Here is a 24,531-nt window from a genome sequence, read left to right as displayed (position 1 = left end):
GTGGGGGCCCCTCCCGGCCGGAGGCTGGGGGAGGATGCACGGCGTCGGGCGCCCGGCGGGAATTGTCAGACACGGCCAAGGGCTCTCCCTGCGGACCGAGGAACCGCCCAGTGGGTGGGTGCGGCGGGCCGTCAGGCGCCGCTCGTCGCCTCCGCCGCCAGCTCCCTGGCGGCCCGGCGGCGCTGCACCAGCGGCGCGGCGGCCAGCACCAGCGCGGCCGCGACCAGCGACAGGTACATCTGCTGGCGGCCGTCGGCGTCGGTGAACATGTAGACCATCACGAAGCCGATCAGGCCGATGGTGGCCCAGGTCAGGTACGGGTACAGCCACATCCGGACGGTCAGCCGCTCGGGCGACTCACGCTCGATGATCTTCCGCATCCGCAGCTGCGAGAAGCAGATCACCATCCAGACGAACAGGGCGATGGCACCCGAGGAGTTCAGCAGGAACTGGAACACGGTCTTCGGCGAGGTGTAGTTGAAGAACACCGCGACGAAGCCGAAGACCACCGAGGACAGGATCGCGACGGTCGGCACGCCGCGGCTGCTGACCTTGGCGAAGGCGGCGGGCGCGTCGCCCCGGCGGCCGAGCGAGAAGGCCATCCGGGAGGCCGTGTACAGGCCCGAGTTGAGGCAGGACAGCACGGCGGTCAGCACGATGACGTCCATCACCCGGCCCGCGCCGGGGATGCCGACGTGCTCCAGCACGGCCACGTACGGGCTCTTCCTGACGTCCGCGGAGTCCCAGGGCAGCAGGGTGACCACGATCAGGATCGAGCCCAGGTAGAAGATGCCGATCCGCCAGATCACGCTGTTGGTGGCCTTGCTGACGGCCTTCTCCGGGTCGGCGGACTCGCCGGCGGCGAGGGTGACGATCTCGCTGCCCATGAAGGCGAAGACCACGGTGAGCATGCCGGTGAAGACGGCGCCGACGCCGTGCGGCAGGAAGCCGCCGTGGCCGGTCAGGTTGCTGGTGCCGACCGCGTGGGTGCCGGGCAGCAGGCCGAACACGGCCAGGACGCCGATCACGATGAAGGCCGCGATGGCTACCACCTTGATCCCGGCGAACCAGAACTCGAACTCGCCGTACGAGGCCACCGAGCCCAGGTTGGTCGCGGTCAGCACGGCCATCACCAGCAGGGCGAAGGCCCACTGCGGGACGGCGGGCATCCAGCCGTTCAGGATCTTGGCGCCGGCGGTGGCCTCCACGGCCAGCACGACCACCCAGAAGAACCAGTAGAGCCACCCGATCGAGAAGCCGGCCCAGCGTCCCAGCGCCCGGTCCGCGTACGCGGAGAAGGATCCGCTCTGGGGGTCGGCCGCGGCCATCTCGCCGAGCATCCGCATCACCATCACGACCAGCACGCCGGCCAGGGTGTACGAGAGCAGGATGCCGGGGCCGGTGGAGGCGATGCCGGCGCCGGAGCCGACGAAGAGTCCGGCGCCGATCACACCGCCGATGGCGATCATCGACAGGTGGCGGTTCTTGAGCCCGGCGTGCAGGTCGCCGCCGGGGTTGCCGGCGGCGGCCTCGGGGCCGGTCCTGGTGCGCTGGGTGGTGTCCGCGCTCATGAGGAGGTACTGCCTTTCCCGCGCGAACCCGGACCCTCGGCCACTGCTGCCGGAGGGATGTGGGGACGGAATCACGCGATTCGGGCAAACTAGCGGCTACGTCCGGGTATCGGAATCCCCATCACCGAATACCGACGAGTACCGCGCACTCGTCACACCGATGAGCCGCTGTCGTGACCTTGTCACCCGCTGTCAGAAGACGCCTGGTGGCGGGCCGGAAACGGACCGGTCCGGACCCCCGAGGCGGGGATCCGGACCGGTCCGTGGCACCGACGCGGGGTCAGTCCTTGATCTCGCAGAGCGCCGCGCCGCTGCTGACGCTGGCGCCGACCTCGGCCTTGAGGCCGACGATGGTGCCGGCCTTGTGCGCGTTGAGCGGCTGCTCCATCTTCATCGCCTCCAGGACGACGATCAGCTCGCCCTCGGCGACGGTCTGGCCCTCCGTCACCGCCACCTTCACGATGGTGCCCTGCATCGGCGAGGCCAGCGTGTCACCGCCGACCGCCGAGCCGGCCTTCTTGGCACCCGCGCGGCGCTTGGTCTTGGCCGCGGCGCCACCGGCCGCCGGGGCGCTGGAGACGCCCAGCGAGGAGGGCAGCGAGACCTCGATCCGCTTGCCGCCGACCTCGACCACCACGGTCTCCCGCTGGTCCGCCTCCTCGGCGTCCCCGCCCGCGCCGGTGAAGGCGGGGATGGTGTTGTCGAACTCGGTCTCGATCCAGCGGGTGTAGACCGTGAACGGCTCGTCGCTGCCGTGCACCTCCGGCGCGAACGCCGGGTCGGTGACGACCGCCTGGTGGAACGGGATGGCCGTGGCCATGCCCTCCACCTTGAACTCCGCCAGCGCGCGGGCCGCGCGCTGCAGCGCCTGCTTGCGGGTGGCGCCGGTGACGATCAGCTTGGCCAGCAGCGAGTCCCAGGCCGGGCCGATCACCGAGCCGCTCTCGACGCCCGCGTCCAGCCGCACGCCCGGGCCGGACGGCGGCGCGAACAGCGTCACCGTGCCGGGGGCCGGCAGGAAGTTGCGGCCCGGGTCCTCGCCGTTGATCCGGAACTCGATCGAGTGACCGCGGATCTCCGGGTCGTCGTAGCCGAGCTCCTCGCCGTCCGCGATCCGGAACATCTCGCGGACCAGGTCGATGCCGGTGACCTCCTCGGAGACCGGGTGCTCGACCTGCAGGCGGGTGTTGACCTCCAGGAAGGAGATCAGTCCGTCCTGGGAGACCAGGAACTCGCAGGTGCCGGCGCCGACGTAGCCGGCCTCGCGCAGGATCGCCTTGGACGCCCGGTACAGCTCGGCGTTCTGCTCGGCGGTCAGGAACGGCGCGGGGGCCTCCTCGACCAGCTTCTGGTGGCGCCGCTGGAGCGAGCAGTCACGGGTCGAGACGATCACCACGTTGCCGTGCTGGTCGGCCAGACACTGGGTCTCGACGTGCCGCGGGTTGTCCAGGTACTGCTCGACGAAGCACTCGCCGCGACCGAAGGCGGCGACCGCCTCGCGGACCGCGGAGTCGAACAGCTCCGGGATCTCCTCCAGCGTGCGGGCGACCTTGAGGCCGCGGCCGCCACCGCCGAAGGCCGCCTTGATGGCGACCGGCAGACCGTGCTCCCGGGCGAAGGCGACGACCTCGTCGGCGCCGCCGACCGGGTCCGCGGTGCCGGCGACCAGGGGCGCGCCGGCCCGCTGGGCGACGTGCCGGGCGGTGACCTTGTCACCGAGGTCGCGGATGGCCTGCGGCGGCGGGCCGATCCAGGTCAGGCCGGCGTCCAGGACGGCCTGGGCGAACTCCGCGTTCTCGGACAGGAAGCCGTAACCGGGGTGGACGGCGTCCGCGCCGGAGTCGGCGGCGGCCTTCAGGACCTTGGCGATGTCCAGGTAGCTGGTGGCCGGGGTGTCGCCGCCGAGCGCGTAGGCCTCGTCGGCCGCGCGGACGTGCAGCGCGTCCCGGTCCGGCTCGGCGTACACGGCGACGCTGGCGATACCGGAGTCCCGGCAGGCCCGGGCGACCCGGACGGCGATTTCTCCGCGGTTGGCGATGAGCACCTTGCGCACTGTGGCTCCCTTCTTGAACCTCGTTGAGTCTAGGGATTGCGGGGTGGTACCGGCGAGTAGCCCCAGGTGGTGAGCTAGCCCACGCGGAGCGTGACCCGCTGATGTGATCATCCGGTCACGCAGTGGGACACCTCGCTGGTGGCGAGGTTACGCGGGCCCGTAGAGCCGGGCCCGCGGGCGGCTCGAGCCGCGCGGTCGGGCGTGTGGTCTTGGCCACATGAAGGTCCCTCAGGCGGCCACCGGTGCCGTACGGGCGGTCGCGGCCGCGGTGACGTCGGCGACCGGCTCGATCACGTCCGGTCCGTACGCCCGGGCGTTGACCACCCGAAGGACCAGCGCGAAGGTGCCGTCCTTGCCGTGCCGCCGGGCCAGGGCGCGGTGGTTGGCCACCAGGTGGCGCACCGCCGCGTGGTTGGAGGTCGCGGTCTGGCCGGCTATCAGGAACACCGGGCGGCTGTCCGGCCGCGGGTGCAGCCGGGCCAGCAGGACGTAGGTCTCCCCGCCGGGCGCGGCGTCCGGGTGCACGAAGGCGAACTCGCGGTCGCCCACCTTGATGGTGGTGTCCCCGTACGGGCCGTCCGGGTTCTGCACCGCGAAGTCGACCCCGGGCAGCCAGGAGGCCAGGTGGGCCGCGGTGCGGGCGTTGCTGGCCGGGCCGCCGAGGCAGAACTCGGCCTTGCCGCCGAGCCCTTGGCGGACCTGGTCGTGCGCCACCACCTCGGCCTGCGCCCCGCACTCCTTGACCAGTGCGGACAGCTCCATCAGCGCGTACACGTCGTTGCGCGACACGCTCTTGGAGCTCGGCGAGGCGGCGTGGTGGTTGACCACCAGCAGGCACTCGGTGCCGGCGGGCATCCCGAAGAACTCCCGGACCCGGCCGAGCCGCCGCCGGCGTCGCACGCTCTGCGCGAGCCAGCCGAGGCCGGCACTGAGGGCGCTGGCGACCAGGCCGAGCACCACGTTCAGCACGCTGTCGGTCATCCTGGCGCCTCCTTCCGGTCCGACGGCTGCGCCAGCCTAGCGGCGGAGCCGGGCCCGGGTCGGTGGGTCACTGCGACAGATGTGCGGGGCCGGTTCTGTCCGTATCCGCAACGGGAAAACGGACCGATGTGCTCCGGATCGGTCGTGCCGCAACCGTAATGGTCCAGACCATTGACGCTCGTCGGCCCCGCTCCCTACCGTGCAGCGCACGGCCCGACCGGGCCGGACGGCCGAGAACACGGGGGAGTCATGAAGCGGTTCAGCAGGTCCGCGGCCGGGGCGGCGGCGTCCGCCCTGCTGCTCGCCGGGTGCGGCGGCGCCGGCGCGGGTACGGACCCGGCCGCCCCGCCCCCGCCGAGTGCCAAGGCCGTCACCTACGGCTGCCTGACGGAGGACCAGGGCGCGAAGGGCGCGGTCAGCATCCCGAGCGACCTCAGCACCGTGGACGCCTACTTCCGCGACTCGGACGCGGGCGGCGCCAGGGTCGCGGTCGTCCTCTCGCACCAGAACGGCGGCAGCCTCTGCGACTGGATCCCCTACCTCGACGCCTTCACCGGTGCGGGGTACGCGGTGCTGCCCTTCACCGCCAACGGGGACGTCGCCACCGGCATCCGGTCGGCCACCGGCTACCTCAGGGACAAGGGGGTGGCCCGGGTGGTCCTGATCGGCGCGTCCAAGGGCGGCACCGGTTCGCTGGTGGCCGCGGCGCTGCCGGACAGCCCGCTGCCGGTGGCCGCCGTGGTCTCGCTGAGCGGCCCCGAGTCCTTCGGCGCCGACAACGCCGCGACCGCGGTGAAGCGGCTGGCGGCGCCGGTGTTCTTCGCCGCCGAGGAGCACGACGGCCCGTTCCCCGGCAACGCGAGGAGCCTGCACGCGGCGGCGGTCTCGGCCGACAAGAAGCTGAAGATCTACCCGGGCGCCGGCCACGGCGCCGCCCTGCTCGCCGACGGTGCGATGCCCGACGTGCAGGCCTTCCTCGCCGAGTACGCGCCGCCGACAGGCTGATCCGGCCGGGCGCGCCGGCGGCCGCGGCGCGTCCGGGGCGTCCGGCGCGTCCGATGCATCCGGCGCGGACTCAGGCCCAGAGGTCGGTGATCCGCAGGTCCAGCTCGGCGAGCAGCCGGCGCAGCAGCGGGAGCGAGAGCCCGATCACGTTGCCGGGGTCGCCGTCGATGCCCTCGACGAACGGCGCCGAGCGCCCGTCCAGGGTGAACGCCCCGGCCACGTGCAGCGGTTCGCCGCTGGCGATGTAGGCGGCCACCTCGGCGTCGTCGGGGGTGCCGAAGCGGACGGTGGTGGACGCGGTCGCCGAGACCTGGCGGCCGTCGGCGGTGTCGATCACGCAGTGGCCGGTGCGCAGGACGCCGGAGCGGCCGCGCATGGACTGCCAGCGGCGCAGGGCCTCGTCCTCGTCGGCGGGCTTGCCGAGCGCCTCGCCGTCGAGTTCCAGCACCGAGTCGCAGCCGATCACCAGTTCGCCGCCGGTGAGGCCCGCGGCGACCGCCTCCGCCTTGGCCACGGCGAGCACCAGGGCGAGTTCGGCGGGGGTGGGGGCGCTGAGCGAGTCCTCGTCGAAGCCGCTGACCTGGACCCGGGGGTCGAGCCCGGCTTGGCGCAGGAGCCCGAGGCGGGCGGGGGAGGCGGAGGCGAGTACCAGGGTGCGGCGGTCGGTCATGCGCCAAGACTAGGGGCTCGGGGGTGGCGCCGGGGCCCGGTCAGGGGGCTGCTCTGAGCATCAGCAGCAGGGCCGCCAGGACGGTGACGGCGCCGAGCAGCAGGCCCGCGCGGTGCAGCTTGCGCTGTACCCGGCGGGCTTCGGGCGAGGGCTCGTCGCGAGGGTCTGACCAGAGCACACCGCCAGCTTGCGGCGCCGCCGCCGGGGCCCGCCTGAGTACGCGTACTCACTTTCGTCCGCCCGTGGGTCCCGTGGGCCGGACGGTTCATCAGATGTGCCCGAGCTGTGACGATCTGTTACGGGCGCGTGAAATCGGGCGGGGTGGGATTGCGGTCGCTACTTAGCTTAGGCAAGCCTAAGTGAGTTCCCCGGCCCGATCCCCCCTCACGAGGAGTCCCCCATGTCCTTCGCCCCCCGCGAGGCCGTCGAGACCGTACGGCCGCACGCGCTCGGCCTGTTCAGAATCGTCACCGGCCTGCTCTTCGCCTGCCACGGCGCCGCCTCGCTGTTCGGCGTGCTCGGCGGGGCGGGCGGGGACGGCTCCACCGTCGCGAGCTGGGCCTGGCCCGGCTTCTACGCGGCCGTGATCCAGCTGGTCGGGGGCGTCCTGGTGCTGCTCGGCGTCGGCACCCGGGTGGCCGCCCTGGTCTGCTCCGGCTCGATGGCCTACGCCTACTTCAGCGTCCACCAGGAGCACGGCCTGTGGCCGATCCAGAACCACGGCGAGGCCGCCGCGCTCTACGCCTGGATCTTCCTGCTGCTGGTGTTCACCGGCCCCGGCAGCCTGGCGCTGGGCACCGTGCTGGGCCGGATCGGCCGTCCGGCCGCCGAGGAGCCGGCCACCGCCACCGCCTGACCCCGCGGGCGCAGACGGCGCAGACGGAAGGGTCCCCGGCCGCAGCGGCCGGGGACCCTTCGCGTCGGGCACGGGACGTCAGTGCGCCCAGCCGGACGTCCGCCAGGCGGCGGCGCCGGGCCGCAGCACCGGCCGCAGCTTGCGGGCGTGGTCGTTCCACGGGGTGGCCGGGCCGCCCGCCCGGCGGGCCGCCTCGGCGGCGGCCTGCGCGGCGGCGGCCCGGGCTGAGACCACCGCCAGGACGGTGGCCAGCTCCTCGGGGGTCGGCTGCCCGTGCAGCACTTGGATCGGGGGCATGGATCCATCCTCTCCCTTCGGGGCCTACAGCGGAATGTTGCCGTGCTTCTTGGGCGGCAGCGTCTCGCGCTTGCCGCGCAGCGCCCGCAGGCCGCGGACGATGTGCCGGCGGGTCTCGCTGGGCGCGATCACCGCGTCCACGTAGCCGCGCTCGGCCGCCAGGTACGGGTTGAGCAGGGTGTCCTCGTACGAGGCCAGCAGCTCGGCCCGCTTGGCCTCGACGTCCTCGGCGGCGGCGATCTCGCGCCGGTGCAGGATGTTGACCGCGCCCTGGGCGCCCATCACCGCGATCTGCGCGGTCGGCCAGGCCAGGTTGAGGTCGGCGCCCAGGTGCTTGGAGCCCATCACGTCGTAGGCGCCGCCGAAGGCCTTGCGGGTGATGACGGTGATCAGCGGCACGGTGGCCTCGGCGTAGGCGTAGATCAGCTTGGCGCCGCGGCGGATGATGCCGTCCCACTCCTGGCCGGTGCCGGGCAGGAAGCCGGGCACGTCGACGAAGGTCAGCACCGGGATGTTGAAGGCGTCGCAGGTCCGCACGAAGCGGGCGGCCTTCTCGCTGGCCGCGATGTCCAGGCAGCCGGCCAGGTTCATCGGCTGGTTGCCGACGATGCCGACCGGGTGGCCCTCGACCCGGCCGAAGCCGGTCAGGATGTTGCCCGCGTACAGCCCCTGGACCTCCAGGAACTCGCCGTCGTCGAGGATGTGCTCGATCACGGTGTGCATGTCGTACGGCTGGTTGGCCGAGTCCGGCACCAGGGTGTCGAGCGCCAGGTCCTCGTCGGTGAGCGACAGGTCGGCCTGCTCGGGGACGACCGGCGGGTCGGAGAGGTTGTTGGAGGGCAGGTACGACAGCAGGTTCTTGACGTACTCGATCGCCTCCTTCTCGTCCGCGGCCAGGTAGTGGGCGTTGCCGGACTTGGTGTTGTGGGTGCGGGCGCCGCCCAGCTCCTCCATGCCGACGTCCTCGCCGGTGACCGTCTTGATCACGTCGGGGCCGGTGATGAACATGTGCGAGGTCTGGTCGGCCATCACCACGAAGTCGGTGACGGCGGGGGAGTAGACCGCGCCGCCCGCGCAGGGGCCCATGATCAGCGAGATCTGCGGGATCACCCCGGAGGCGTGCACGTTGCGGCGGAAGATCTCGCCGTACAGGCCGAGCGAGACCACGCCCTCCTGGATCCGGGCGCCGCCGGAGTCGTTGATGCCGATCATCGGGCAGCCGGTCTTCAGCGCGAAGTCCATCACCTTGACGATCTTCTCGCCGAACACCTCGCCGAGCGAGCCGCCGAAGACCGTGAAGTCCTGGGCGAACACGGCCACCTGGCGGCCGTCGACGGTGCCGTAACCGGTCACCACGCCGTCGCCGTACGGCCGGTTCTTCTCCTGCCCGAAGTTGGTCGAGCGGTGCCGGGCGAACTCGTCGAACTCCACGAAGGAGTCCTCGTCGAGCAGCTCGGTCACCCGCTCACGGGCCGTCAGCTTGCCCTTGGCGTGCTGCTTCTCGACGGCGGCGGCGGAACCTGAGTGCACCGCCTCGTCGAGCCGGCGCCGCAGGTCGGCCAGCTTTCCGGCGGTGGTGTGCGGGTCGTACGGGGCCTCGGTCATCCGGTGGCTCTCCCTGGTCCATGGGCCGCGGCCTGACGCAGGGGTGGGATTCCGGGCAGGGCGGCGCTGCGAACTACCGCCTAGTAGCGTAGCCAGCGCCGGGCCGTTCCGGTTATGGCAGGCGACACAGTGTGTCCGGGCGCGTTCTGCGCGATGATGGGGCGGCTTACGGCCGGTGCCGGGAGACCCGGGGCCGTCACGGTGAAGCCGCTCGCGTCGCGGCCGGCCGGCTGACGCTCCGTCGGTACGCTGGCCCGGTGACCGAGCCCACCGAGCCCACCCCTCCCCGCCGCAGCGGTCTGCGTGGCTTCGGCCACGACGGCCCCTCCCCCTGGACCGACCTCGACCGGCCCCCGCTGGACGCCGCCGTGCTGCGCCGGGACCTGGTCCTGCCGGGCGCGCTGTGGACCGCCCTGGACGTCGTCGCCGACACCGGCTCCACCAACACCGACCTGGCCGCCCGGGCCAAGGAGGGCGCACCCGAAGGGGCCGTCCTGCTCGCCGAGGAGCAGACCGCCGGCCGCGGCCGCCTCGACCGCCGGTGGAGCGCCCCGGCCCGCTCCGGCCTCTTCCTGTCGCTGCTGCTGCGCCCGAGCGGGGTGCCGGTCGAGCGCTACGGCTGGCTGCCGATCCTGACCGGGGTGGCCGCCGCCTCGGTGCTGGAGCGGGTCGCCGAGGTCGAAACCGGCCTGAAGTGGCCCAACGACCTGCTGGTGACCGTGGACGGCGCCGAGCGCAAGGTCGGCGGCATCCTCACCGAGCTCGCCGACGGCGCCGTGGTGGTCGGCCTCGGGATCAACGTCTCGCTGCGCGCCGACGAGCTGCCGGTGCCCGCCGCGACCTCCCTGGCGCTGGCCGGCGCCGCCGTCACCGACCGGCAGACCCTGCTGCGCGCCCTGCTGCGCGAGTTCGCCGACCTGTACGGGCAGTGGACCCGGGCGGCCGGCGACCCGCACGCCAGCGGCCTGCTGCCCGCCTACACCGCCCGCTGCACCAGCCTGGGCCGCCCGGTCCGGGTCCAGCTGCCGGGCGAGCGCGAACTGCACGGCGAGGCGGTCGCGGTGGACGCCGACGGCCGCCTGGTGGTCCGCACCGCCGACGGCGAGCGCCACCCGGTGGCCGCCGGGGACGTGGTCCACGTCCGCCCGGAACCGTCCTGACCGGCGCTCCCGCCGTCCGGCGCGGCCCCGGTCCGGGCCCGCGCCGGGGCGCCCCCGCACAGCTCAGGAGACATGCCCTGCATTTCCGTGCGAACATTCCACCTGGCAGCGGTGTGAGGCGCGCCACTACCCGCGCGGGGGTCGTGCGCCACGGGACAGGCAGGACATGAGGCAAGTGCGGCGACCGCACGGGGACGGATCGGTGGCAGACGAGAGCGGCGGCGGGCGGGACGACGACGACCAGACGGTCGCACTCGACCTGGAGCGGCTGATCCTGGACGCGCCCCGCCGGTACACGCCGTACCAGGCGGCCCGCGCCGCCGACGTGCCGATGGAGCTGGCCACCCGGTTCTGGCGGGCGATGGGCTTCCCCGACATCGGGCAGTCCCGGGCGCTCACCGACAACGACGTGATCGCGCTGCGCCGGCTGGCCGGCCTGGTCGAGTCCGGGCTGCTGAGCGAGCCGATGGCGATCCAGGTGGCCCGCTCCACCGGCCAGACCACGTCCCGGCTGGCCGGCTGGCAGATGGACACCTTCCTGGAGAACCTCACCCAGGCCGTCGAACCCGGGATGACCCGCGCCGACGTCGCCTACCCGCTGGTCGAACTGCTGCTCCCGGAGCTGGAACAGTTCCTGGTGTACGTGTGGCGCCGGCAGCTGGCCGCCGTCACCGGCCGGGTGGTGCAGGCCGCCGAGGACACCGAGATCACCAGCGGCCGGCTGGCCGTCGGCTTCGCCGACCTGGTCGGCTTCACCCGGCTGTCGCGGCGGCTGGAGGAGGAGGAGCTCGGCGAGCTGGTCGAGACCTTCGAGAACACCTGCTCCGACCTGATCGCCGGTCAGGGCGGACGCGTCATCAAGACCCTCGGCGACGAGATCCTGTACGTCTCCGAGGACCCGGCCACCGCCGCCGAGATCGCGCTCGGCCTGGTCGAGACGCTGGCCAAGGAGGACACCATGCCCGCGCTGCGGGTCGGGATGGCCTTCGGCACCGTCACCTCCCGGATGGGCGACGTCTTCGGCACCACGGTCAACCTGGCCAGCCGGCTCACCTCGATCGCCCCGCGCGACGCGGTGCTGGTCGACGGCGAGCTGGCGGCCGCGCTGGAGCTGACCGGCGCGGCGTCCGCCCCGCCGTCCGCCGAGGACGGGCCCGAGCAGACGCCGGCCGGTGAGCACCGCTTCCACCTGCAGCCGATGTGGCGGCGCCCGGTCCGCGGGCTCGGCCTGGTCGAGCCGTGGGTGCTGTCCCGGCCCGGCCGCCTGGGCTGACCGGCGCCGCACCCGCCGGGATGCCCCGTACCCCGCCGGGTACGCCGCCGTACCCGCCGTACCCGCCGTACCCGCGTCGACCTTGACAAATCGGGCATAGCGCCCCGCGGCCGCCATAGTCTTGGTCCAGGATCCCGGCCCGGGCGTGTCCGGACGGGCCCGCGGCGAGGGATGAGGCGATCCGTGAGTGGTGAGGCGACGATGACCGAGGGCTGCGGCGCCGCCGCCCCCACCGACCTCCGGTTGCAGGCGGTGGTGGCACTGGCGCAGGACATGGCCGGCGCGCTGACCCCGCTGGAGGCCGTCCGGGCCGCCGCCGTCCGGGCCACCGACGCCCTGTCCGCCACGATGGCCGCCGTCTCCGTCTGGGACCGCGAGTCGGGCCGGCTGCGGGTGCTGGTCAACCACGGCGAGCTGGCGGCCGGCGAGGAGGAGCTGCCCGCGGACGAGTCGTACCCGGTCGCCGACTTCCCGGAGATCGTCAGCTACCTGGAGGAGCACTGGACCACCGGGCGGCTGCCGCGCGCCTGGGTGCAGACCTCCGAGGACGAGGCCCCGCACACCGCGTACGCGAGCGCCGGGGTCGGCGCGTTCTGCCAGCAGCGCGCCGCCGGACTGCGCCGCCGGGGCCGGGCCTGCTGCCTGGTCGCGCCGATCGTGCTGCACGGCCGGGCCTGGGGGGAGCTGTACCTGGCCCGGACGGTCGGACTGCCGGTGTTCACCGAGGCCGACACCGACTACGCCACCCTGCTGGCCGCCCAGATCTCGGCCGGACTGGCGCAGACCGAGCGGGTCGCGGACCTGCGCCGGCTCGCCTTCACCGACGCCCTCACCGGCCTCGCCAACCGCCGTGCGGTGGACGCCCGGCTGGAGAGCGCGCTGAAGGCGCACAACCGGGACAACACCGTGGTCAGCCTGGTGGTCTGCGACGTCAACGGGCTCAAGCGGGTCAACGACGAGCTCGGCCACGAGATGGGCGACCGGCTGCTGGAACGGTTCGCCCAGCAGCTGTCGATGTCCGCCGCCCGGCTGCCGGGCAGCCTGGCGGCCCGGCTCGGCGGCGACGAGTTCTGCCTGCTCGCCGAGGGGCAGAAGGCCGACGACGTGGTGGCCGTCGCCGAGGACCTGTGCACCAGGGCGCTGGAGCTGACCGAGGGCGAGGGGGTGGCCTGCGGGGTGGCCTCCACCGGCGACTCGATCGGCCCGGTGACCACCCCCGACCGGCTGTTCCGGCTCGCCGACGCCGCCCAGTACCGCGCCAAGGCCGCCCGCGCCGCCCACCCGGTGGTGGCGGGCCGCAGCCACGGTCCCGGGCTCGCCCCCGACCCCACCGTGCTGCTGGCCGACGCCGCCGACCCGCACCACCGCGCCGACGGCCGGCGCACCGGCCCGTCCGCCCGGTTCGGCAACCACGACCGCCGCCGCTTCCGGGGCGCCGCGCACAGCGCCGACCCCGGCCAGCTGCTCGCGGCCGTGCTCGCCGCCCTCGACCAGGGCGGCAACCGCCGTACCAGCCACCCCGCCGACACCCTGGCCCGGCTGACCACCGTCGCCGAGACCGCCGCCCGGCTGCTGAACGCGGTCGGCTGGTGGATCTCGTACGTGCCGCCCGGCTCCCAGCTGATGCGCACCGCGCAGCACGCCGTGTACCGGATGACCAGCGGTCCGAGCGGCAACAAGGCGCAGACCCAGCGGGCCCAGATCGAGGCCCCGGACGCGGTCTTCGACCTCGGGCACTACCCGACCACCCGGCAGGCGGTGCGCGGCGGCTCGTTCGCCCTGCGGGTCGGCGCGGCGGGCAACGACCCGGCCGAGGAGGCGGTGCTGGTGGTCAGCGGCTACCGGGGGATGGTCGCGGCCGGCGGCGCCAACCCGGCGGGGGGCTGGCTGGTCGAGCTGTTCGCCGACGACTCCACCCTGCCGCTCGGCCAGATCGCCTCGGCCCTGCGCGCCCTGGTCGCGGTCGCCCTCTCCGGCCCCGCCTCCCCGCCCCCGGCCTGACCGTCCGGCGTCCGGCCGTCCCGCCGTCCCGCTGTCCCGGCCTGCACCCGCCCTCGGCGTCCCGGCCGGCTCCGCCGCCCTGTCCGGAGTCCCGCCGAGATAGTAGCCATGTACTTAATAGCCATGTACTGTATCTCTCATGAGTGAGACACCCGAGGGTCCGACCCCCGGCTTCCTGGTCTGGCGGCTGTCGACGAAGTGGCGGGTGGCGGTCGACCGGACCGTCGCCCCGCTGGGGCTGACGCACGCGCAGTACTCGCTGCTGTCCTCGCTGTACGGCATGGAGCGCTCCGGCGAGCGCCCCAGCCAGCGCCGGCTGGCCGACCACACCGGGCTCGAGGCGCTGTACGTCTCCAAGCTGGCCCGCGCCCTGGAGTCCTCCGGGCTGATCGAGCGCGCCCCGGACCCGGACGACAGTCGCGCCGTGCGGCTGTCGCTGACCGGGCCCGGCCGGGAGGCCACCGGTCGGGCGATCACCGAGGTCCACCGGCTGCTGGACCGGCTGCTGGCACCGCTCGGCGGCCGCGACAGCGCCCGCACCGCGGCGCTGGTCGGCGAGCTGACCGCGCTGCTCGACGCCCCACTCGACGTGCCGCCCGACACGCCGACCGATTCACCGATCGAGGAGTAGCCATGTCCGTCCCCACCCTGAACGGCCAGGTCATCGGCCGTGCGCACTACGCCACCCGCGCCCTGCTGGAGCGCGTGCTGGCTCCCGGCGGCACCACCTTCCAGCAGTCGCTGGCCCTGAACGCCGTGGCCGACCAGGGCGGTACCGCCGACCGCGAGCAGGTGCTGGCGCGGCTGACCGCAGGCCTGAAGATCGACCGGGCGGCCGCGCTGGCCGTCCTCGCCGAGCTCACCGACGCCGGCCTGCTGGCGCCGTCCCCCGGCGCGGCCGACGGCATCGCTCTCACCGAGGCGGGCCGCGGACGCCAGAGCGGCATCCGCGCCGACGTCGCCGAGCTCACCGCCCGGCTGTACGGCGGCCTGCCGCCCGAGGACCTGGCCGCCGCGGCCCGGGTCCTGACCGCCGTGACCGCCCGCGCCGACGCCGAACTGGCCGGGTGACAGCGCGCTGTTACAGCGTCACAGCTGGGGTACGGCCGGGCCCGGACCCCTGTCGCGGTCCGGGCCGGGCGTGCCACAGTGGGCCGTCGCAGGCCACCGGGGCGGGCGGGAAATGAGGTTCGGGCTGATGAGGACACGTCTGGCAGGGGCGCTGCTCGCCCTGGCCCTCGCCGTCGGCGGCAGCGCGCTGACCGCCGGTGCGGCGCAGGCCGTGCCCCGTACCGCGGCGGTCTCGGCCGTCCAGCAGGCACCGTCGGCGGCCGGCCCGCAGTCGCCGTCGTCGTCGCAGGACCGGGCCGCCGGCCGGGCCGGCGCGCAGGCGCAGACCCGGACCGAGCTGGCCGGCTCGAAGTCAAAGAGCAAGAGCAAGAAGAAGAAGAGCAAGGGCGGCCTGATCGGCCTGCTGGTCGCGGTGGCCTTCGTGATCCTGGTGGTCTGCGTCGTGGTCTGGCTGATCCGCCGCCGGATCCGCCGCTCCTGAACCGGTCCCACGCGGTCCGGTCCCGTGCGGTCCGGCCCTAGGCGATCCGGTCCGCGCGGGTGTAGACGTTGCCGCCCTGTCCGCGCAGGAAGCCGACCAGGGTCAGGCCGAGCTCCTCGGCCAGGTCCACCGCCAGTGAGGACGGTGCCGAGACGGCGGCCAGCAGCGGGATCCCCGCCAGCGCCGCCTTCTGGGTCAGTTCGAACGAGGCCCGGCCGCTGACCAGCAGCAGATGCCCGGTCAGCGGCAGCCTCCCCTCGCGCAGCGCCCAGCCGATCACCTTGTCGACGGCGTTGTGCCGGCCGACGTCCTCCCGCGCGCACAGCAGTGCGCCCCCGCCGTCGAACAGTCCGGCGGCGTGCAGGCCGCCGGTCGACTCGAAGGTCCGCTGGGCCGCGCGCAGCCGGTCCGGCAACTCGTACAGCAACTCCGCGGGCACCGTCAGCGGGTCCTTCTCCACCGGCCAGTGGCTGTGGGTGCGGACCGCCTCCACGGTGTCCCGGCCGCACAGTCCGCAGGCGCTGGTGGTGAGCAGGTTGCGGTGCGCGGACAGCGGCAGCGCGCCCGCGCCGCGCAGCGTCGCGTCGACCACGTTGTAGGTGTTGGCGCCGTCCGCGTCCGTCCCGGCGCAGTAGCGCAGTGCCGCCAGCTGCTCGCCGCCGTGCACCAGGCCCTCGCCGACCAGGAAGCCCGCGACCAGGTCGAAGTCGTGGCCGGGGGTGCGCATGGTGACTGTGAGCGGCTCGCCGCCCAGCCGGATCTCCAGCGGCTCCTCCGCCGCCAGCGCGTCCGGCCGGGCGGATCTCTCCGCGCCCCGCAGCCGAACCACCCGCCGCCGTACCGTCGCCCGCGCCATCGATCCCGCCTCCGCTCGCTGCCTCGCCCCAGCTTGCGGCACACCGGGCCCGCACGGAAATCCGCCGCAGGCCGCCGCGTGGCCGCTCCGGGGCCGCTCCGGGGCCGCTCCGGGGCCGGGGCCGGACCCGTCGACGGGCGGTTGTTCGCCGCCCCGGGAGTCCGGCGGTGACGCGGGTCACACCGGTCGGCGAACCGGCTGCGCGTCAGCGGTTGTCATATCCTCATTCACCTGATGTCATTGTGCATATGGATATGCACAGTGCTGTGGCCGTCGATGCCCCCGTGATCCAGGTCGGCAAGGCCGACGTCAGCGCCGAGGACGTGCTCGCCGTCGCGCGCGGCAACGCCCGGGTCGAGATCGGCCCGGACGCGCAGGCCGAGATGGCCGCCGCCCGCGCCACGATCGAGGCCCTCGCCGCCGAACCGCGCCCGGTCTACGGCGTCTCGACCGGTTTCGGCGCGCTCGCCGTCCGCCACATCAGCCCCGAGCTGCGCGCCCAGCTGCAGCGCTCGCTGGTCCGCTCGCACGCCGCCGGCATGGGCCCGGCCGTCGAGCGCGAGGTGGTCCGCGCGCTGATGTTCCTGCGGATGAAGACCCTGGCCTCCGGCCGTACCGGGGTGCGCCCGCTGGTCGCGGAGACGATGGCCGCCATCCTGAACGCCGGCATCACCCCCGTGGTCCGCGAGTTCGGCTCGCTGGGCTGCTCCGGCGACCTCGCGCCGCTCTCGCACTGCGCCCTGGTGCTGATGGGCGAGGGCGTCGCGTACGGCCCCGACGGCGTCGAGCGCCCGGCCGGCGAGCTGCTCGCCGAGGCCGGCATCGAGCCGGTCGAGCTGCTGGAGAAGGAGGGCCTGGCCCTCATCAACGGCACCGACGGCATGCTCGGCATGCTGGTGATGGCCATCGCCGACCTCTCCCGGCTGTTCACCACCGCCGACATCACCGCCGCGATGAGCCTGGAGGCGCTGCTCGGCACCGACAAGGTGCTCGCCCCCGAGCTGCACTCCGCCGTCCGCCCGCACCCGGGCCAGGCGCTCAGCGCCGCCAACATGCTCGCCGTACTCAGCGGTTCCGGCCTGACCGGCCACCACCAGGACGACGCCCCGCGGGTCCAGGACGCCTACTCGATCCGCTGCGCCCCGCAGGTGGCCGGCGCCGGCCGGGACACCCTCGCGCACGCCGCCCTGGTCGCCTCCCGCGAGCTGGCCGCCTCGGTCGACAACCCGGTGGTGCTGCCCGACGGCCGGGTCGAGTCCAACGGCAACTTCCACGGCGCCCCGGTCGCGTACGTGCTGGACTTCCTCGCCATCGCCGCCGCCGACCTGGCCTCGATCTCCGAGCGCCGCACCGACCGGCTGCTCGACAAGGCGCGCTCGCACGGCCTGCCCGCGTTCCTCGCCGACGACCCGGGCGTGGACTCCGGTCTGATGATCGCCCAGTACACCCAGGCCGCCCTGGTCAGCGAGAACAAGCGGCTCGCCGTCCCGGCCTCGGTGGACTCGATCCCGTCCTCCGCCATGCAGGAGGACCACGTCTCGATGGGCTGGTCGGCCGCGCGCAAGCTGCGCCTGGCGGTGGAGAACCTCGCCCGGGTGCTCGCCGTCGAGCTGCTCGCCTCGGCCCGCGCCCTGGAGATCCGCGCGGACGGCGGCAGCGGCCCGATCGCCCCCGCCACCGCCGCGGCCATCGCCGCGGCCCGCGAGGCCGGCGTCCAGGGTCCCGGCCGGGACCGCTTCCTGTCGCCGGACCTGGAGGCCGCGCACGCCCTGGTCGCCTCCGGCGGCCTGGTCGAGGCGGTCGAGCGGGTCACCGGTCCGCTGGCCTGACCCGTCGCCGGTGCCCGGGGCGGGCGGCCGTCAGGCCCACTCGCTCCGGGTGCCGCGGGACAGCTCACGCTCCCGGCGGCGGTCCCCGAGGGCGGCGGACAGGTTGACCCCGACGATCCCGGCCCAGCAGACGATCAGACCGGTGACCCCGGCGTTCTCGGTGGCGATGGCGGTCAGCGGGATGCCCAGCACCAGCGAGGCGCCGCCCAGCGTGAACCGGCCGCCGCGCCCGCGCTCCCGGCCCCGGGCCGGACCCTGGCGGTCCAGCTGCTCGGCGGCCCGCTGCTCGACCCGGGCGTCGAGGCGGGCGTCGAGCCGGGCGAGGAAGGAGTCGACGATCTCCGACTCGTACTCCTTGCCCAGCTCCTTGCGGGTCTGCACGGCGGCGTCGAGATCGCGGCGCAGGTCGTCCTGGCGAGAGTCCATGGGGGCCATGGTGACGGTCCGGACGGGTCGTCAGCCAGCGGGGGGCGGGGATTCCGGGGATCTTCAGGGAGAAATCAGGGTCGCCCCCGAGAATCGGTCCGTCCCGGATCCCGAAACACCATTGCCCACCTGGCGGGACTGCGCCACAGTCGTCCCAGCCGCCGCAGCCAGCGGCGTCAGCCGAACCCGAGCTCGGAGGTACCGCAGATGACCGCCCCGGAGGAGAACGGCGCCGTGGGCCCGTCCGCCCGCCTGCTGCAGCTCTTCGAGGGCCACCGGCTGACGCCGACGCAGCGCCGGATCGCGCACTCGCTGGTCCGGCACGCCACCGAGGCGCCGTTCCTGTCCAGCGTCGAGGTCGCCGAGCTGGCCGGGGTCAGCCAGCCCTCCGTCACCCGGTTCGCGGTCGCCCTCGGCTACGACGGCTACCCGGCGCTGCGCAAGCAGCTGCGCGAACTCGGCGGCGGCGAGCCGGCCGCCCCCGAGACCCCCGCCGACGCGGTGCGCAACGAGCACCAGCAGGCCGTGCTGGCCGAGATCGAGCACCTGCGGCACCTGGCCGCGCTGCTCGCCGACCCGGAGCCGATCGTCCGGGCCGCCCGGCTGCTCGCCGCCTCCCGGCCGCTGCCGGTGCTCGGCCTGCGGGCGGCCTCCGCCCAGGCCCGCGGCTTCGCGTACTTCGCCGCCAAGGTCCACCCCGACGTGCGGCTGCTGGACGAGGGCGGCTCGATGCTCGCCGACCGGATCGAACAGGCCGCCTTCGCCGGGGCCTCGGCGCTGCTCTGCTTCGCGCTGCCGCGCTACCCGCGGGAGCTGATGGACGCCCTGGCGGTGGCCCGGGACTGCGGGCTGACCGTGCTGACCGTCGCCGACAGCGCCTTCGCCCCGGTCGCCAAGCTCTCCGACCTGATGCTCCCGGCCGCGGTCGGCACCGGCCTGGTCTTCGACACCGCCTGTGCGCCGATGATGCTCGGCCGGGTGCTGCTGCAGACCATGTGCGACGAGATGCCCGGCGCGGAGGCCCGGCTGGAGGCGATCGAGCAGTCCGCCGCGGCCCGCGGGCTCTTCCTGGAGTAGCCGGGGACCGCAGTGGCCGGGGCCTCGCGCGCCGGGGCCCGCAGTGGCCGGGGGCGGTCCCGAGGGCACAGCTTGGCCTCGGCCGGTTGCCCGGCGGCCGTCAGCGGGCAGACCCTCCACAGGCCCTGGCGCCAGGGCCGGACGGGGGAGTCAGCCATGGGCCCGATCCACCAGATGAGACTGACCGGCCGGCTCGCCTCGGGGGCCGACGAATGGTCCTGCCCGACCTGCGGCCGGCGGATCTCGCTGCGGCAGCCGCCCGAACCCGACCTGGTGGTCCTGGAGCCGGGCGACGAGAGCGCCGTCCACGTCGGGGTGATCGACCCGGACGCGGCGGCCGGCGCGGCGGAGAAGTACGGCATCGGCCCGATCCGCGAGATCCCGCGCACCCAGCGCCCGGCCGACCCGGCGGCGGCCCCGGCCCGACCCGACGCGGTGGGCGCCGAGGACCGCCGCTGGCTGGCCGAGATCGGCATCGACTGGGACGGCGACGCGGCCGCCTGACCCCGGGGCGGGCCCTCAGCCGCGGCCGGCGTACCGCGCAAGCCCGTCCGTCCCCAGCGCGGGAAGGGGCGCGGGCAGCGGCACCGCCATGCCGTAGCGCCCGTCGAGCACACCCTTGTGGACCCCGTCCCGCGGGTGGGAGTACAGCGTCCAGGTCCCGTGCCGGGGGTCGACGGCCAGCAGGACCGCCACCCCGGCCGTCGCGTACCACTCGGTCTTGTTGCTGATGTCCGCGCAGGCGCCGGATGACGCCCGCGTGCTTGCCGCGGAGAGTGGGGGACATCACCAGGGAGCCTCCGATGATCTGGACCCTGAGCCCGGTGCGCTGCTCGATCCGCTCGGCCGCCTCGCGGAGTCTGCCGGGCCGGGCGGTGATGCCGGCGGTCACGGCGCCCTCCTTGTCCGTCCGTCCGGGGCACCGTACCGCCGGCTCTCGCCCGGGCCGGGCGGATTGGTGGGCCCGGGCTCTGGCCGACGGCGGATTGATTGGATATATTCAGAGAACCAAATCATGAATGAATCCATCCGCAGGGAGGCCGGCAGCATGGTGCAGCAGCAGACGGGCAGTGGTCCGCGTGAGGTCCGCGCGGCGCGCGGGACGAACCTGACCACGCAGGGGTGGCAGCAGGAGGCCGCCCTGCGGATGCTCATGAACAACCTCGACCCCGAGGTCGCAGAGCACCCGTCCAAGCTGGTGGTCTACGGAGGCACCGGCAAGGCGGCCCGCGACTGGCGCTCGTACGACGCCATGGTCCGCACCCTGCAGACCCTCAAGCAGGACGAGACCATGCTGGTCCAGTCCGGCCGTCCGGTCGGTGTGATGCAGACCCACGAGTGGGCGCCGCGCGTCCTGATCGCCAACTCCAACCTGGTCGGCGACTGGGCCAACTGGGAGGAGTTCCGCCGGCTGGAGAGCCTCGGGCTCACCATGTACGGCCAGATGACCGCCGGTTCGTGGATCTACATCGGCACCCAGGGCATCCTCCAGGGCACCTACGAGACCTTCGGCGCCGTCGCGGCCAAGAAGTTCAACAACACCCTCGAGGGCACCATCACCCTCACCGCCGGTCTCGGCGGCATGGGCGGCGCCCAGCCGCTCGCCGTCACCATGAACGGCGGTGTGGCGATCTGCATCGACTGCGACCCGTCCCGGATCTCCCGCCGGATCGAGCACCGCTACCTGGACGTCGAGGCCAAGAACCTGGACCACGCGCTGCAGCTCGCCGTGGAGGCCCGCGACAAGAAGCAGCCGCTCTCGATCGGCCTGCTGGGCAACGCCGCCGAGCTGTTCCCGCAGCTGCTGGCGATGGACGCGCCGATCGACATCGTCACCGACCAGACCAGCGCCCACGACCCGCTGAGCTACCTGCCGATCGGCGTCGCCTTCGACGACATGGCCGACTACGCGGCCGCCAAGCCGGCCGAGTTCACCCAGCGCTCGCGCGAGTCGATGGCCAAGCACGTCGAGGCGATGGTCGGCTTCCAGGACCGCGGCGCCGAGGTCTTCGACTACGGCAACTCCATCCGCGGCGAGGCCCAGCTCGCGGGCTACACCCGGGCGTTCGAGTTCCCCGGCTTCGTCCCGGCGTACATCCGGCCGCTGTTCTGCGAGGGCAAGGGCCCGTTCCGCTGGGCCGCGCTGTCCGGCGACGCGCAGGACATCTACAAGACCGACAAGGCCGTGCTCGACCTCTTCCCGGAGAACGAGTCGCTGCACCGCTGGATCAAGATGGCCCAGGAGAAGGTGCACTTCCAGGGCCTGCCGGCGCGGATCTGCTGGCTCGGCTACGGCGAGCGGGACAAGGCCGGCGAGCGCTTCAACGACATGGTCGCCTCCGGCGAGCTGTCCGCCCCGATCGTGATCGGCCGCGACCACCTGGACTGCGGCTCGGTCGCCTCCCCGTACCGCGAGACCGAGGCCATGCTGGACGGCTCGGACGCGATCGCCGACTGGCCGCTGCTGAACGCCATGGTCAACGTCGCCTCCGGCGCGTCCTGGGTCTCCATCCACCACGGCGGCGGCGTCGGCATCGGCCGCTCGATCCACGCCGGCCAGGTCACCGTCGCCGACGGCACCGCGCTGGCGGGCGAGAAGATCCGCCGGGTGCTCACCAACGACCCGGGCATGGGCGTCATCCGGCACGTCGACGCCGGCTACGACCTGGCGAGCGAGGTCGCGGCCGAGCGCGGGGTCCGCGTCCCCATGAACGAGCTGTGACCGACACCTTCGGCCGGATGTGGGCGGAGCTGCTCCCCGTGGGCCGCTCCGCCTCCTCCGGCGGCTACCGCCGCTTCGCCTGGAATTCCGCCGACACCGAGTGCCGGTCCTGGTTCGAGGAGCAGGCCCGCGCCCGCGGCCTGGCCTACGAGCTGGACCGCAACGGCAACCAGTGGGCCTGGCTCGGCGACCCGCAGGCCGGCGGTGCGGTCGTCACCGGCTCGCACCTGGACTCCGTCCCGGACGGCGGCGCCTACGACGGCCCGCTCGGGGTGGTGTCCGCCTTCGCCGCGCTCGACGAACTGCGCGAGCGCGGCGCCGAGTTCGACCGTCCGCTGGCGATCGTCAACTTCGGCGACGAGGAGGGCGCCCGGTTCGGCGTGGCCTGCATCGGCTCCCGCCTCACCGCCGGCGTGCTCTCCAAGGAGCAGGCGTACGCGCTGCGCGACGCCGACGGCGTCCGGCTGCCCGACGCCATGGAGCGGGCCGGGTACGACCCGGCCGCGATCGGCGCCGACCAGGAGCGGCTGGCCAGGGTCGGCGCCTACGTCGAGCTCCACGTCGAGCAGGGCCGCTACCTGACCGAGGAGCACCCGGTCGGGGTGGCCAGCGCGATCTGGCCGCACGGCCGCTGGCGGTTCGACTTCCACGGCGAGGCCAACCACGCCGGCACCACCCGGATCGAGGACCGCCGCGACCCGATGCTCACCTTCGCCGAGACGGTCCTGGCCGCCCGCACCCGTGCCCAGCTGGCCGGTGCGCTGGCCACCTTCGGCAAGGTCGCGGTCGAGCCGAACGGCACCAACGCCATCGCCTCGCTGATCCGTGGCTGGCTGGACTCCCGGGCCGCGGACGAGCCGACCCTGACCGCCCTGGTCGAGGAGATCCGGCAGGCCGCGTACGAGAGCGGCGAGCGGGCCGGCATCAAGGTCGAGCTGACCCGCGAGTCCTACACCCCGGTGGTGGACTTCGACGGCCCGCTGCGCGACCGGCTGGCCGGGCGCCTCGGCGGGGTGCCGGTGCTGCCGACCGGCGCGGGACACGACGCCGGAATCCTCGCATCGGCGATCCCGACCGCCATGCTGTTCGTGCGGAACCCGACCGGGGTCTCGCACTCGCCGGCCGAGCACGCCGAGGAGCGCGACTGCCTCGCCGGGGTGACCGCCCTCGCCGACGTACTGGAGGACCTCGCATGTCTGCAGCGGTGACGTACTGGGCCGAGTACGCCTGGCTGCCGCACGCCAACGGACCGGTGGTCGAGCAGCAGGTGCTGATCGCGGTCGGGCCGGGCGGCCGGATCGCCAAGGTCACCCCGGACAGCGGGCCCTGCCCGCCCGGGGCGGTCCGGCTCGGCGGACTGGTGCTGCCCGGCCAGGCCAACGCCCACTCGCACGCCTTCCACCGCGCGCTGCGCGGCACCGTGCAGGTCGGCTCCGGCACCTTCTGGACCTGGCGGGACACCATGTACCGGTTCGCCGGTGCGCTCGACCCGGACAGCTACCTGGAGCTGGCCACCGCCGTGTACGCGGAGATGGCACTCGCCGGGATCACCGCGGTGGGCGAGTTCCACTACCTCCACCACGGCCCCGGCGGCGGCCGCTACGACGACCCCAACGCGATGGGCGAGGCGCTGATCGAGGCGGCCCTGCGGGCCGGCATCCGGATCACCCTGCTGGACACCTGCTACGTCTCGGCCGGGTTCGGCGCCGAGCCGACCAAGCCGCAGCTGCGGTTCAGCGACGGCGACGCGGACGCCTGGGCGGAGCGCGCCTCGGAGCTCAAGGGCAGCGAGCACGCCCGGATCGGCGCGGCCGTCCACTCGGTGCGCGCCGTCCCGGCCGAGCAGCTGAGCACCGTCGCCCACTGGGCGGCGATGCGCAAGGCCCCGCTGCACGTCCACCTCTCCGAACAGACCGCCGAGAACGACGCCTGCCTGACCGCGCACGGCGTCACCCCGACCCGGCTGCTCGCCGACCACGGCGTGCTCGGCCCGCGGACCTCGGCCGTGCACGCGACCCACCTCGGGGACGAGGACATCCGGCTGCTCGCCGACTCCTCCACCACCATCTGCATGTGCCCCACCACCGAACGGGACCTGGCGGACGGCATCGGCCCGGCCCGCCGGCTGGCCAGCGCGGGCTGTCCGATCAGCCTCGGCAGCGACAGCCACGCGGTGATCGACCCGTTCGAGGAGGCCCGCGCGCTGGAGCTGGACGAGCGGCTGCGCACCCGCACCCGCGGCCACTGGACCGCCAACGCGCTGCTGCGCGCGGGCGCCGAGGACGGCCACGCCTCGCTCGGCTGGCCGGAGGCCGGCCGGATCGAGGCCGGCTCGCTCGCCGACCTCACCGCCGTCGCGCTGGACTCCGTCCGGACCGCCGGCCCGGCGCCCGCGCTGGGCGCCGAGACCGCGGTCTTCGCGGCCTCCGCCGCCGACGTCCGGCACGTCGTGGTCGGTGGCCGGCACATCGTCAAGGACGGCGTGCACCAGCTGGTCACCGACGTCCCGGCCGCGCTGCGCGCGTCGATCGCGGCGCTGCAGTCCTAGGCCCCGCCGGACCCGAAGGTCTCGTCCGACCCGGCTGCGGCCGGCCATA

At 74.1% G+C, this 24,531-nt stretch carries 23 protein-coding genes and 1 pseudogene; 14 read left to right on the top strand and 10 right to left on the bottom strand.

The annotated features are described in order from the left end of the window. Window positions 1-131: 131 nt before the first annotated feature. The 3 genes from AC2TEW_RS33175 to AC2TEW_RS33165 form a co-directional block, all read right to left on the bottom strand. Window positions 132-1,571: an amino acid permease gene (locus AC2TEW_RS33175; RefSeq protein ID WP_484626984.1), complete on the bottom strand. Its 1,440-nt coding sequence runs from the start codon at window positions 1,569-1,571 to the stop codon at window positions 132-134. Window positions 1,572-1,851: 280 nt separating this feature from the next. Further along, complete coding sequence (locus AC2TEW_RS33170; RefSeq protein ID WP_484626983.1) at window positions 1,852-3,624, bottom strand: acetyl/propionyl/methylcrotonyl-CoA carboxylase subunit alpha; 1,773 nt, start codon at window positions 3,622-3,624, stop codon at window positions 1,852-1,854. 228 nt (window positions 3,625-3,852) lie between these two features. After that, window positions 3,853-4,605 carry a hypothetical protein gene (locus AC2TEW_RS33165; protein ID WP_484626982.1) on the bottom strand — a complete coding sequence of 251 codons (753 nt, stop codon included), beginning with the start codon at window positions 4,603-4,605 and terminating at the stop codon, window positions 3,853-3,855. Window positions 4,606-4,854: 249 nt separating this feature from the next. On the opposite strand from AC2TEW_RS33165, the gene AC2TEW_RS33160 reads away from it, so the two are divergent. After that, window positions 4,855-5,610 (top strand): alpha/beta hydrolase family protein, encoded by a 756-nt coding sequence (locus AC2TEW_RS33160; RefSeq protein WP_484626981.1) that lies wholly within the window; start codon window positions 4,855-4,857, stop codon window positions 5,608-5,610. Window positions 5,611-5,680: 70 nt separating this feature from the next. Here AC2TEW_RS33160 and AC2TEW_RS33155 read toward each other — a convergent pair whose 3' ends face one another. Together AC2TEW_RS33155 and mmpB are read right to left on the bottom strand one after the other, a co-directional pair. Then, entirely contained in the window at window positions 5,681-6,280 is a 600-nt protein-coding gene (locus tag AC2TEW_RS33155) for a nucleoside triphosphate pyrophosphatase (RefSeq protein ID WP_484626980.1), read from the bottom strand. 40 nt (window positions 6,281-6,320) lie between these two features. Continuing rightward, the gene (mmpB, locus tag AC2TEW_RS33150; RefSeq protein ID WP_199520343.1) at window positions 6,321-6,458 is read right to left on the bottom strand and encodes a morphogenic membrane protein MmpB; all 138 of its coding nucleotides are present in this window, start codon (window positions 6,456-6,458) and stop codon (window positions 6,321-6,323) included. 222 nt (window positions 6,459-6,680) lie between these two features. Here mmpB and AC2TEW_RS33145 point away from each other — a divergent pair, with 222 nt between their 5' ends. Further along, window positions 6,681-7,136, top strand: a complete 456-nt coding sequence (locus AC2TEW_RS33145) for a DoxX family protein (protein ID WP_484626979.1) — start codon at window positions 6,681-6,683, stop codon at window positions 7,134-7,136. Window positions 7,137-7,214: 78 nt separating this feature from the next. On the opposite strand, the gene AC2TEW_RS33140 is transcribed toward AC2TEW_RS33145, so the two are convergent. Beyond that, on the bottom strand, window positions 7,215-7,433 hold the full coding sequence (locus AC2TEW_RS33140; RefSeq protein WP_359886155.1) for an acyl-CoA carboxylase subunit epsilon: 219 nt from the start codon (window positions 7,431-7,433) through the stop codon (window positions 7,215-7,217). Window positions 7,434-7,457: 24 nt separating this feature from the next. Beyond that, entirely contained in the window at window positions 7,458-9,038 is a 1,581-nt protein-coding gene (locus tag AC2TEW_RS33135; protein ID WP_484626978.1) for an acyl-CoA carboxylase subunit beta, read from the bottom strand. Between the two features lie 299 nt (window positions 9,039-9,337). On the opposite strand from AC2TEW_RS33135, the gene AC2TEW_RS33130 reads away from it, so the two are divergent. From AC2TEW_RS33130 to AC2TEW_RS33105, 6 genes and pseudogenes are all read left to right on the top strand, one after another. Further along, entirely contained in the window at window positions 9,338-10,198 is an 861-nt protein-coding gene (locus tag AC2TEW_RS33130) for a biotin--[acetyl-CoA-carboxylase] ligase (protein ID WP_484627007.1), read from the top strand. A gap of 166 nt (window positions 10,199-10,364) precedes the next feature. Continuing rightward, a complete protein-coding gene (locus tag AC2TEW_RS33125) occupies window positions 10,365-11,471 on the top strand; it encodes an adenylate/guanylate cyclase domain-containing protein (RefSeq protein ID WP_484626977.1) in 1,107 nt (368 codons plus the stop codon). A gap of 201 nt (window positions 11,472-11,672) precedes the next feature. Beyond that, window positions 11,673-12,860 (top strand): annotated as a pseudogene (locus AC2TEW_RS33120) (GGDEF domain-containing protein); the annotation flags it as partial. A 751-nt stretch (window positions 12,861-13,611) separates the two neighbouring features. Continuing rightward, window positions 13,612-14,103 carry a MarR family winged helix-turn-helix transcriptional regulator gene (locus AC2TEW_RS33115; RefSeq protein WP_484626976.1) on the top strand — a complete coding sequence of 164 codons (492 nt, stop codon included), beginning with the start codon at window positions 13,612-13,614 and terminating at the stop codon, window positions 14,101-14,103. Window positions 14,104-14,105: 2 nt separating this feature from the next. Continuing rightward, a complete protein-coding gene (locus AC2TEW_RS33110) occupies window positions 14,106-14,543 on the top strand; it encodes a winged helix DNA-binding protein (RefSeq protein WP_484626975.1) in 438 nt (145 codons plus the stop codon). Window positions 14,544-14,670: 127 nt separating this feature from the next. Beyond that, window positions 14,671-15,024, top strand: a complete 354-nt coding sequence (locus AC2TEW_RS33105) for a hypothetical protein (RefSeq protein ID WP_484626974.1) — start codon at window positions 14,671-14,673, stop codon at window positions 15,022-15,024. A gap of 37 nt (window positions 15,025-15,061) precedes the next feature. Here the strand turns inward: AC2TEW_RS33105 and fdhD are convergent, their stop codons facing one another. Continuing rightward, window positions 15,062-15,880: a formate dehydrogenase accessory sulfurtransferase FdhD gene (gene fdhD, locus AC2TEW_RS33100; protein ID WP_484626973.1), complete on the bottom strand. Its 819-nt coding sequence runs from the start codon at window positions 15,878-15,880 to the stop codon at window positions 15,062-15,064. Window positions 15,881-16,134: 254 nt separating this feature from the next. Between fdhD and hutH the strand changes: the two genes are divergently transcribed. Further along, window positions 16,135-17,709 carry a histidine ammonia-lyase gene (hutH, locus tag AC2TEW_RS33095; RefSeq protein ID WP_484626972.1) on the top strand — a complete coding sequence of 525 codons (1,575 nt, stop codon included), beginning with the start codon at window positions 16,135-16,137 and terminating at the stop codon, window positions 17,707-17,709. Between the two features lie 30 nt (window positions 17,710-17,739). Here the strand turns inward: hutH and AC2TEW_RS33090 are convergent, their stop codons facing one another. Further along, the gene (locus tag AC2TEW_RS33090) at window positions 17,740-18,135 is read right to left on the bottom strand and encodes a hypothetical protein (RefSeq protein ID WP_484626971.1); all 396 of its coding nucleotides are present in this window, start codon (window positions 18,133-18,135) and stop codon (window positions 17,740-17,742) included. Window positions 18,136-18,342: 207 nt separating this feature from the next. On the opposite strand from AC2TEW_RS33090, the gene AC2TEW_RS33085 reads away from it, so the two are divergent. Together AC2TEW_RS33085 and AC2TEW_RS33080 are read left to right on the top strand one after the other, a co-directional pair. After that, window positions 18,343-19,212 (top strand): MurR/RpiR family transcriptional regulator, encoded by an 870-nt coding sequence (locus AC2TEW_RS33085; protein ID WP_484626970.1) that lies wholly within the window; start codon window positions 18,343-18,345, stop codon window positions 19,210-19,212. 156 nt (window positions 19,213-19,368) lie between these two features. After that, window positions 19,369-19,716: a hypothetical protein gene (locus AC2TEW_RS33080; protein WP_484626969.1), complete on the top strand. Its 348-nt coding sequence runs from the start codon at window positions 19,369-19,371 to the stop codon at window positions 19,714-19,716. A 15-nt stretch (window positions 19,717-19,731) separates the two neighbouring features. On the opposite strand, the gene AC2TEW_RS33075 is transcribed toward AC2TEW_RS33080, so the two are convergent. Then, a complete protein-coding gene (locus AC2TEW_RS33075) occupies window positions 19,732-19,908 on the bottom strand; it encodes a hypothetical protein (protein WP_484626968.1) in 177 nt (58 codons plus the stop codon). A 319-nt stretch (window positions 19,909-20,227) separates the two neighbouring features. On the opposite strand from AC2TEW_RS33075, the gene hutU reads away from it, so the two are divergent. From hutU to AC2TEW_RS33060, 3 genes are read left to right on the top strand one after another with little or no spacing between them, the layout of a single operon-like run. Then, complete coding sequence (gene hutU, locus AC2TEW_RS33070) at window positions 20,228-21,934, top strand: urocanate hydratase (protein WP_484626967.1); 1,707 nt, start codon at window positions 20,228-20,230, stop codon at window positions 21,932-21,934. Between the two features lie 17 nt (window positions 21,935-21,951). Beyond that, window positions 21,952-23,142: an allantoate amidohydrolase gene (locus AC2TEW_RS33065; RefSeq protein ID WP_484627006.1), complete on the top strand. Its 1,191-nt coding sequence runs from the start codon at window positions 21,952-21,954 to the stop codon at window positions 23,140-23,142. Beyond that, on the top strand, window positions 23,127-24,482 hold the full coding sequence (locus AC2TEW_RS33060) for a formimidoylglutamate deiminase (RefSeq protein WP_484626966.1): 1,356 nt from the start codon (window positions 23,127-23,129) through the stop codon (window positions 24,480-24,482). Before AC2TEW_RS33065 ends, AC2TEW_RS33060 begins: the two co-directional genes overlap by 16 nt. Window positions 24,483-24,531 lie beyond the last annotated feature (49 nt).

The sequence above is a fragment of the Kitasatospora sp. NEAU-CNBT7 genome, assembly GCF_057220535.1.
Note: the sequence above shows the minus strand (reverse complement) of the source record. Positions and strands in the feature narration are given on the sequence as shown.

Excerpts from the sequence above, each read along its gene's own strand:
- AC2TEW_RS33165 (WP_484626982.1), bottom strand. The coding sequence starts at position 4,605 with ATGACCGACAGCGTGCTGAACGTGGTGCTCGGCCTGGTCGCCAGCGCC.
- AC2TEW_RS33175 (WP_484626984.1), bottom strand. The coding sequence starts at position 1,571 with ATGAGCGCGGACACCACCCAGCGCACCAGGACCGGCCCCGAGGCCGCC.
- AC2TEW_RS33060 (WP_484626966.1), top strand. The coding sequence starts at position 23,127 with ATGTCTGCAGCGGTGACGTACTGGGCCGAGTACGCCTGGCTGCCGCAC.
- AC2TEW_RS33065 (WP_484627006.1), top strand. The coding sequence starts at position 21,952 with ATGTGGGCGGAGCTGCTCCCCGTGGGCCGCTCCGCCTCCTCCGGCGGC.
- AC2TEW_RS33115 (WP_484626976.1), top strand. The coding sequence starts at position 13,612 with ATGAGTGAGACACCCGAGGGTCCGACCCCCGGCTTCCTGGTCTGGCGG.
- AC2TEW_RS33160 (WP_484626981.1), top strand. The coding sequence starts at position 4,855 with ATGAAGCGGTTCAGCAGGTCCGCGGCCGGGGCGGCGGCGTCCGCCCTG.
- AC2TEW_RS33135 (WP_484626978.1), bottom strand. The coding sequence starts at position 9,038 with ATGACCGAGGCCCCGTACGACCCGCACACCACCGCCGGAAAGCTGGCC.
- hutH (WP_484626972.1), top strand. The coding sequence starts at position 16,135 with ATGCACAGTGCTGTGGCCGTCGATGCCCCCGTGATCCAGGTCGGCAAG.
- AC2TEW_RS33080 (WP_484626969.1), top strand. The coding sequence starts at position 19,369 with ATGGGCCCGATCCACCAGATGAGACTGACCGGCCGGCTCGCCTCGGGG.
- fdhD (WP_484626973.1), bottom strand. The coding sequence starts at position 15,880 with ATGGCGCGGGCGACGGTACGGCGGCGGGTGGTTCGGCTGCGGGGCGCG.
- AC2TEW_RS33110 (WP_484626975.1), top strand. The coding sequence starts at position 14,106 with ATGTCCGTCCCCACCCTGAACGGCCAGGTCATCGGCCGTGCGCACTAC.
- AC2TEW_RS33145 (WP_484626979.1), top strand. The coding sequence starts at position 6,681 with ATGTCCTTCGCCCCCCGCGAGGCCGTCGAGACCGTACGGCCGCACGCG.
- AC2TEW_RS33085 (WP_484626970.1), top strand. The coding sequence starts at position 18,343 with ATGACCGCCCCGGAGGAGAACGGCGCCGTGGGCCCGTCCGCCCGCCTG.
- AC2TEW_RS33125 (WP_484626977.1), top strand. The coding sequence starts at position 10,365 with ATGAGGCAAGTGCGGCGACCGCACGGGGACGGATCGGTGGCAGACGAG.
- AC2TEW_RS33090 (WP_484626971.1), bottom strand. The coding sequence starts at position 18,135 with ATGGACTCTCGCCAGGACGACCTGCGCCGCGATCTCGACGCCGCCGTG.
- AC2TEW_RS33105 (WP_484626974.1), top strand. The coding sequence starts at position 14,671 with ATGAGGACACGTCTGGCAGGGGCGCTGCTCGCCCTGGCCCTCGCCGTC.
- AC2TEW_RS33155 (WP_484626980.1), bottom strand. The coding sequence starts at position 6,280 with ATGACCGACCGCCGCACCCTGGTACTCGCCTCCGCCTCCCCCGCCCGC.
- AC2TEW_RS33140 (WP_359886155.1), bottom strand. The coding sequence starts at position 7,433 with ATGCCCCCGATCCAAGTGCTGCACGGGCAGCCGACCCCCGAGGAGCTG.
- hutU (WP_484626967.1), top strand. The coding sequence starts at position 20,228 with ATGAATGAATCCATCCGCAGGGAGGCCGGCAGCATGGTGCAGCAGCAG.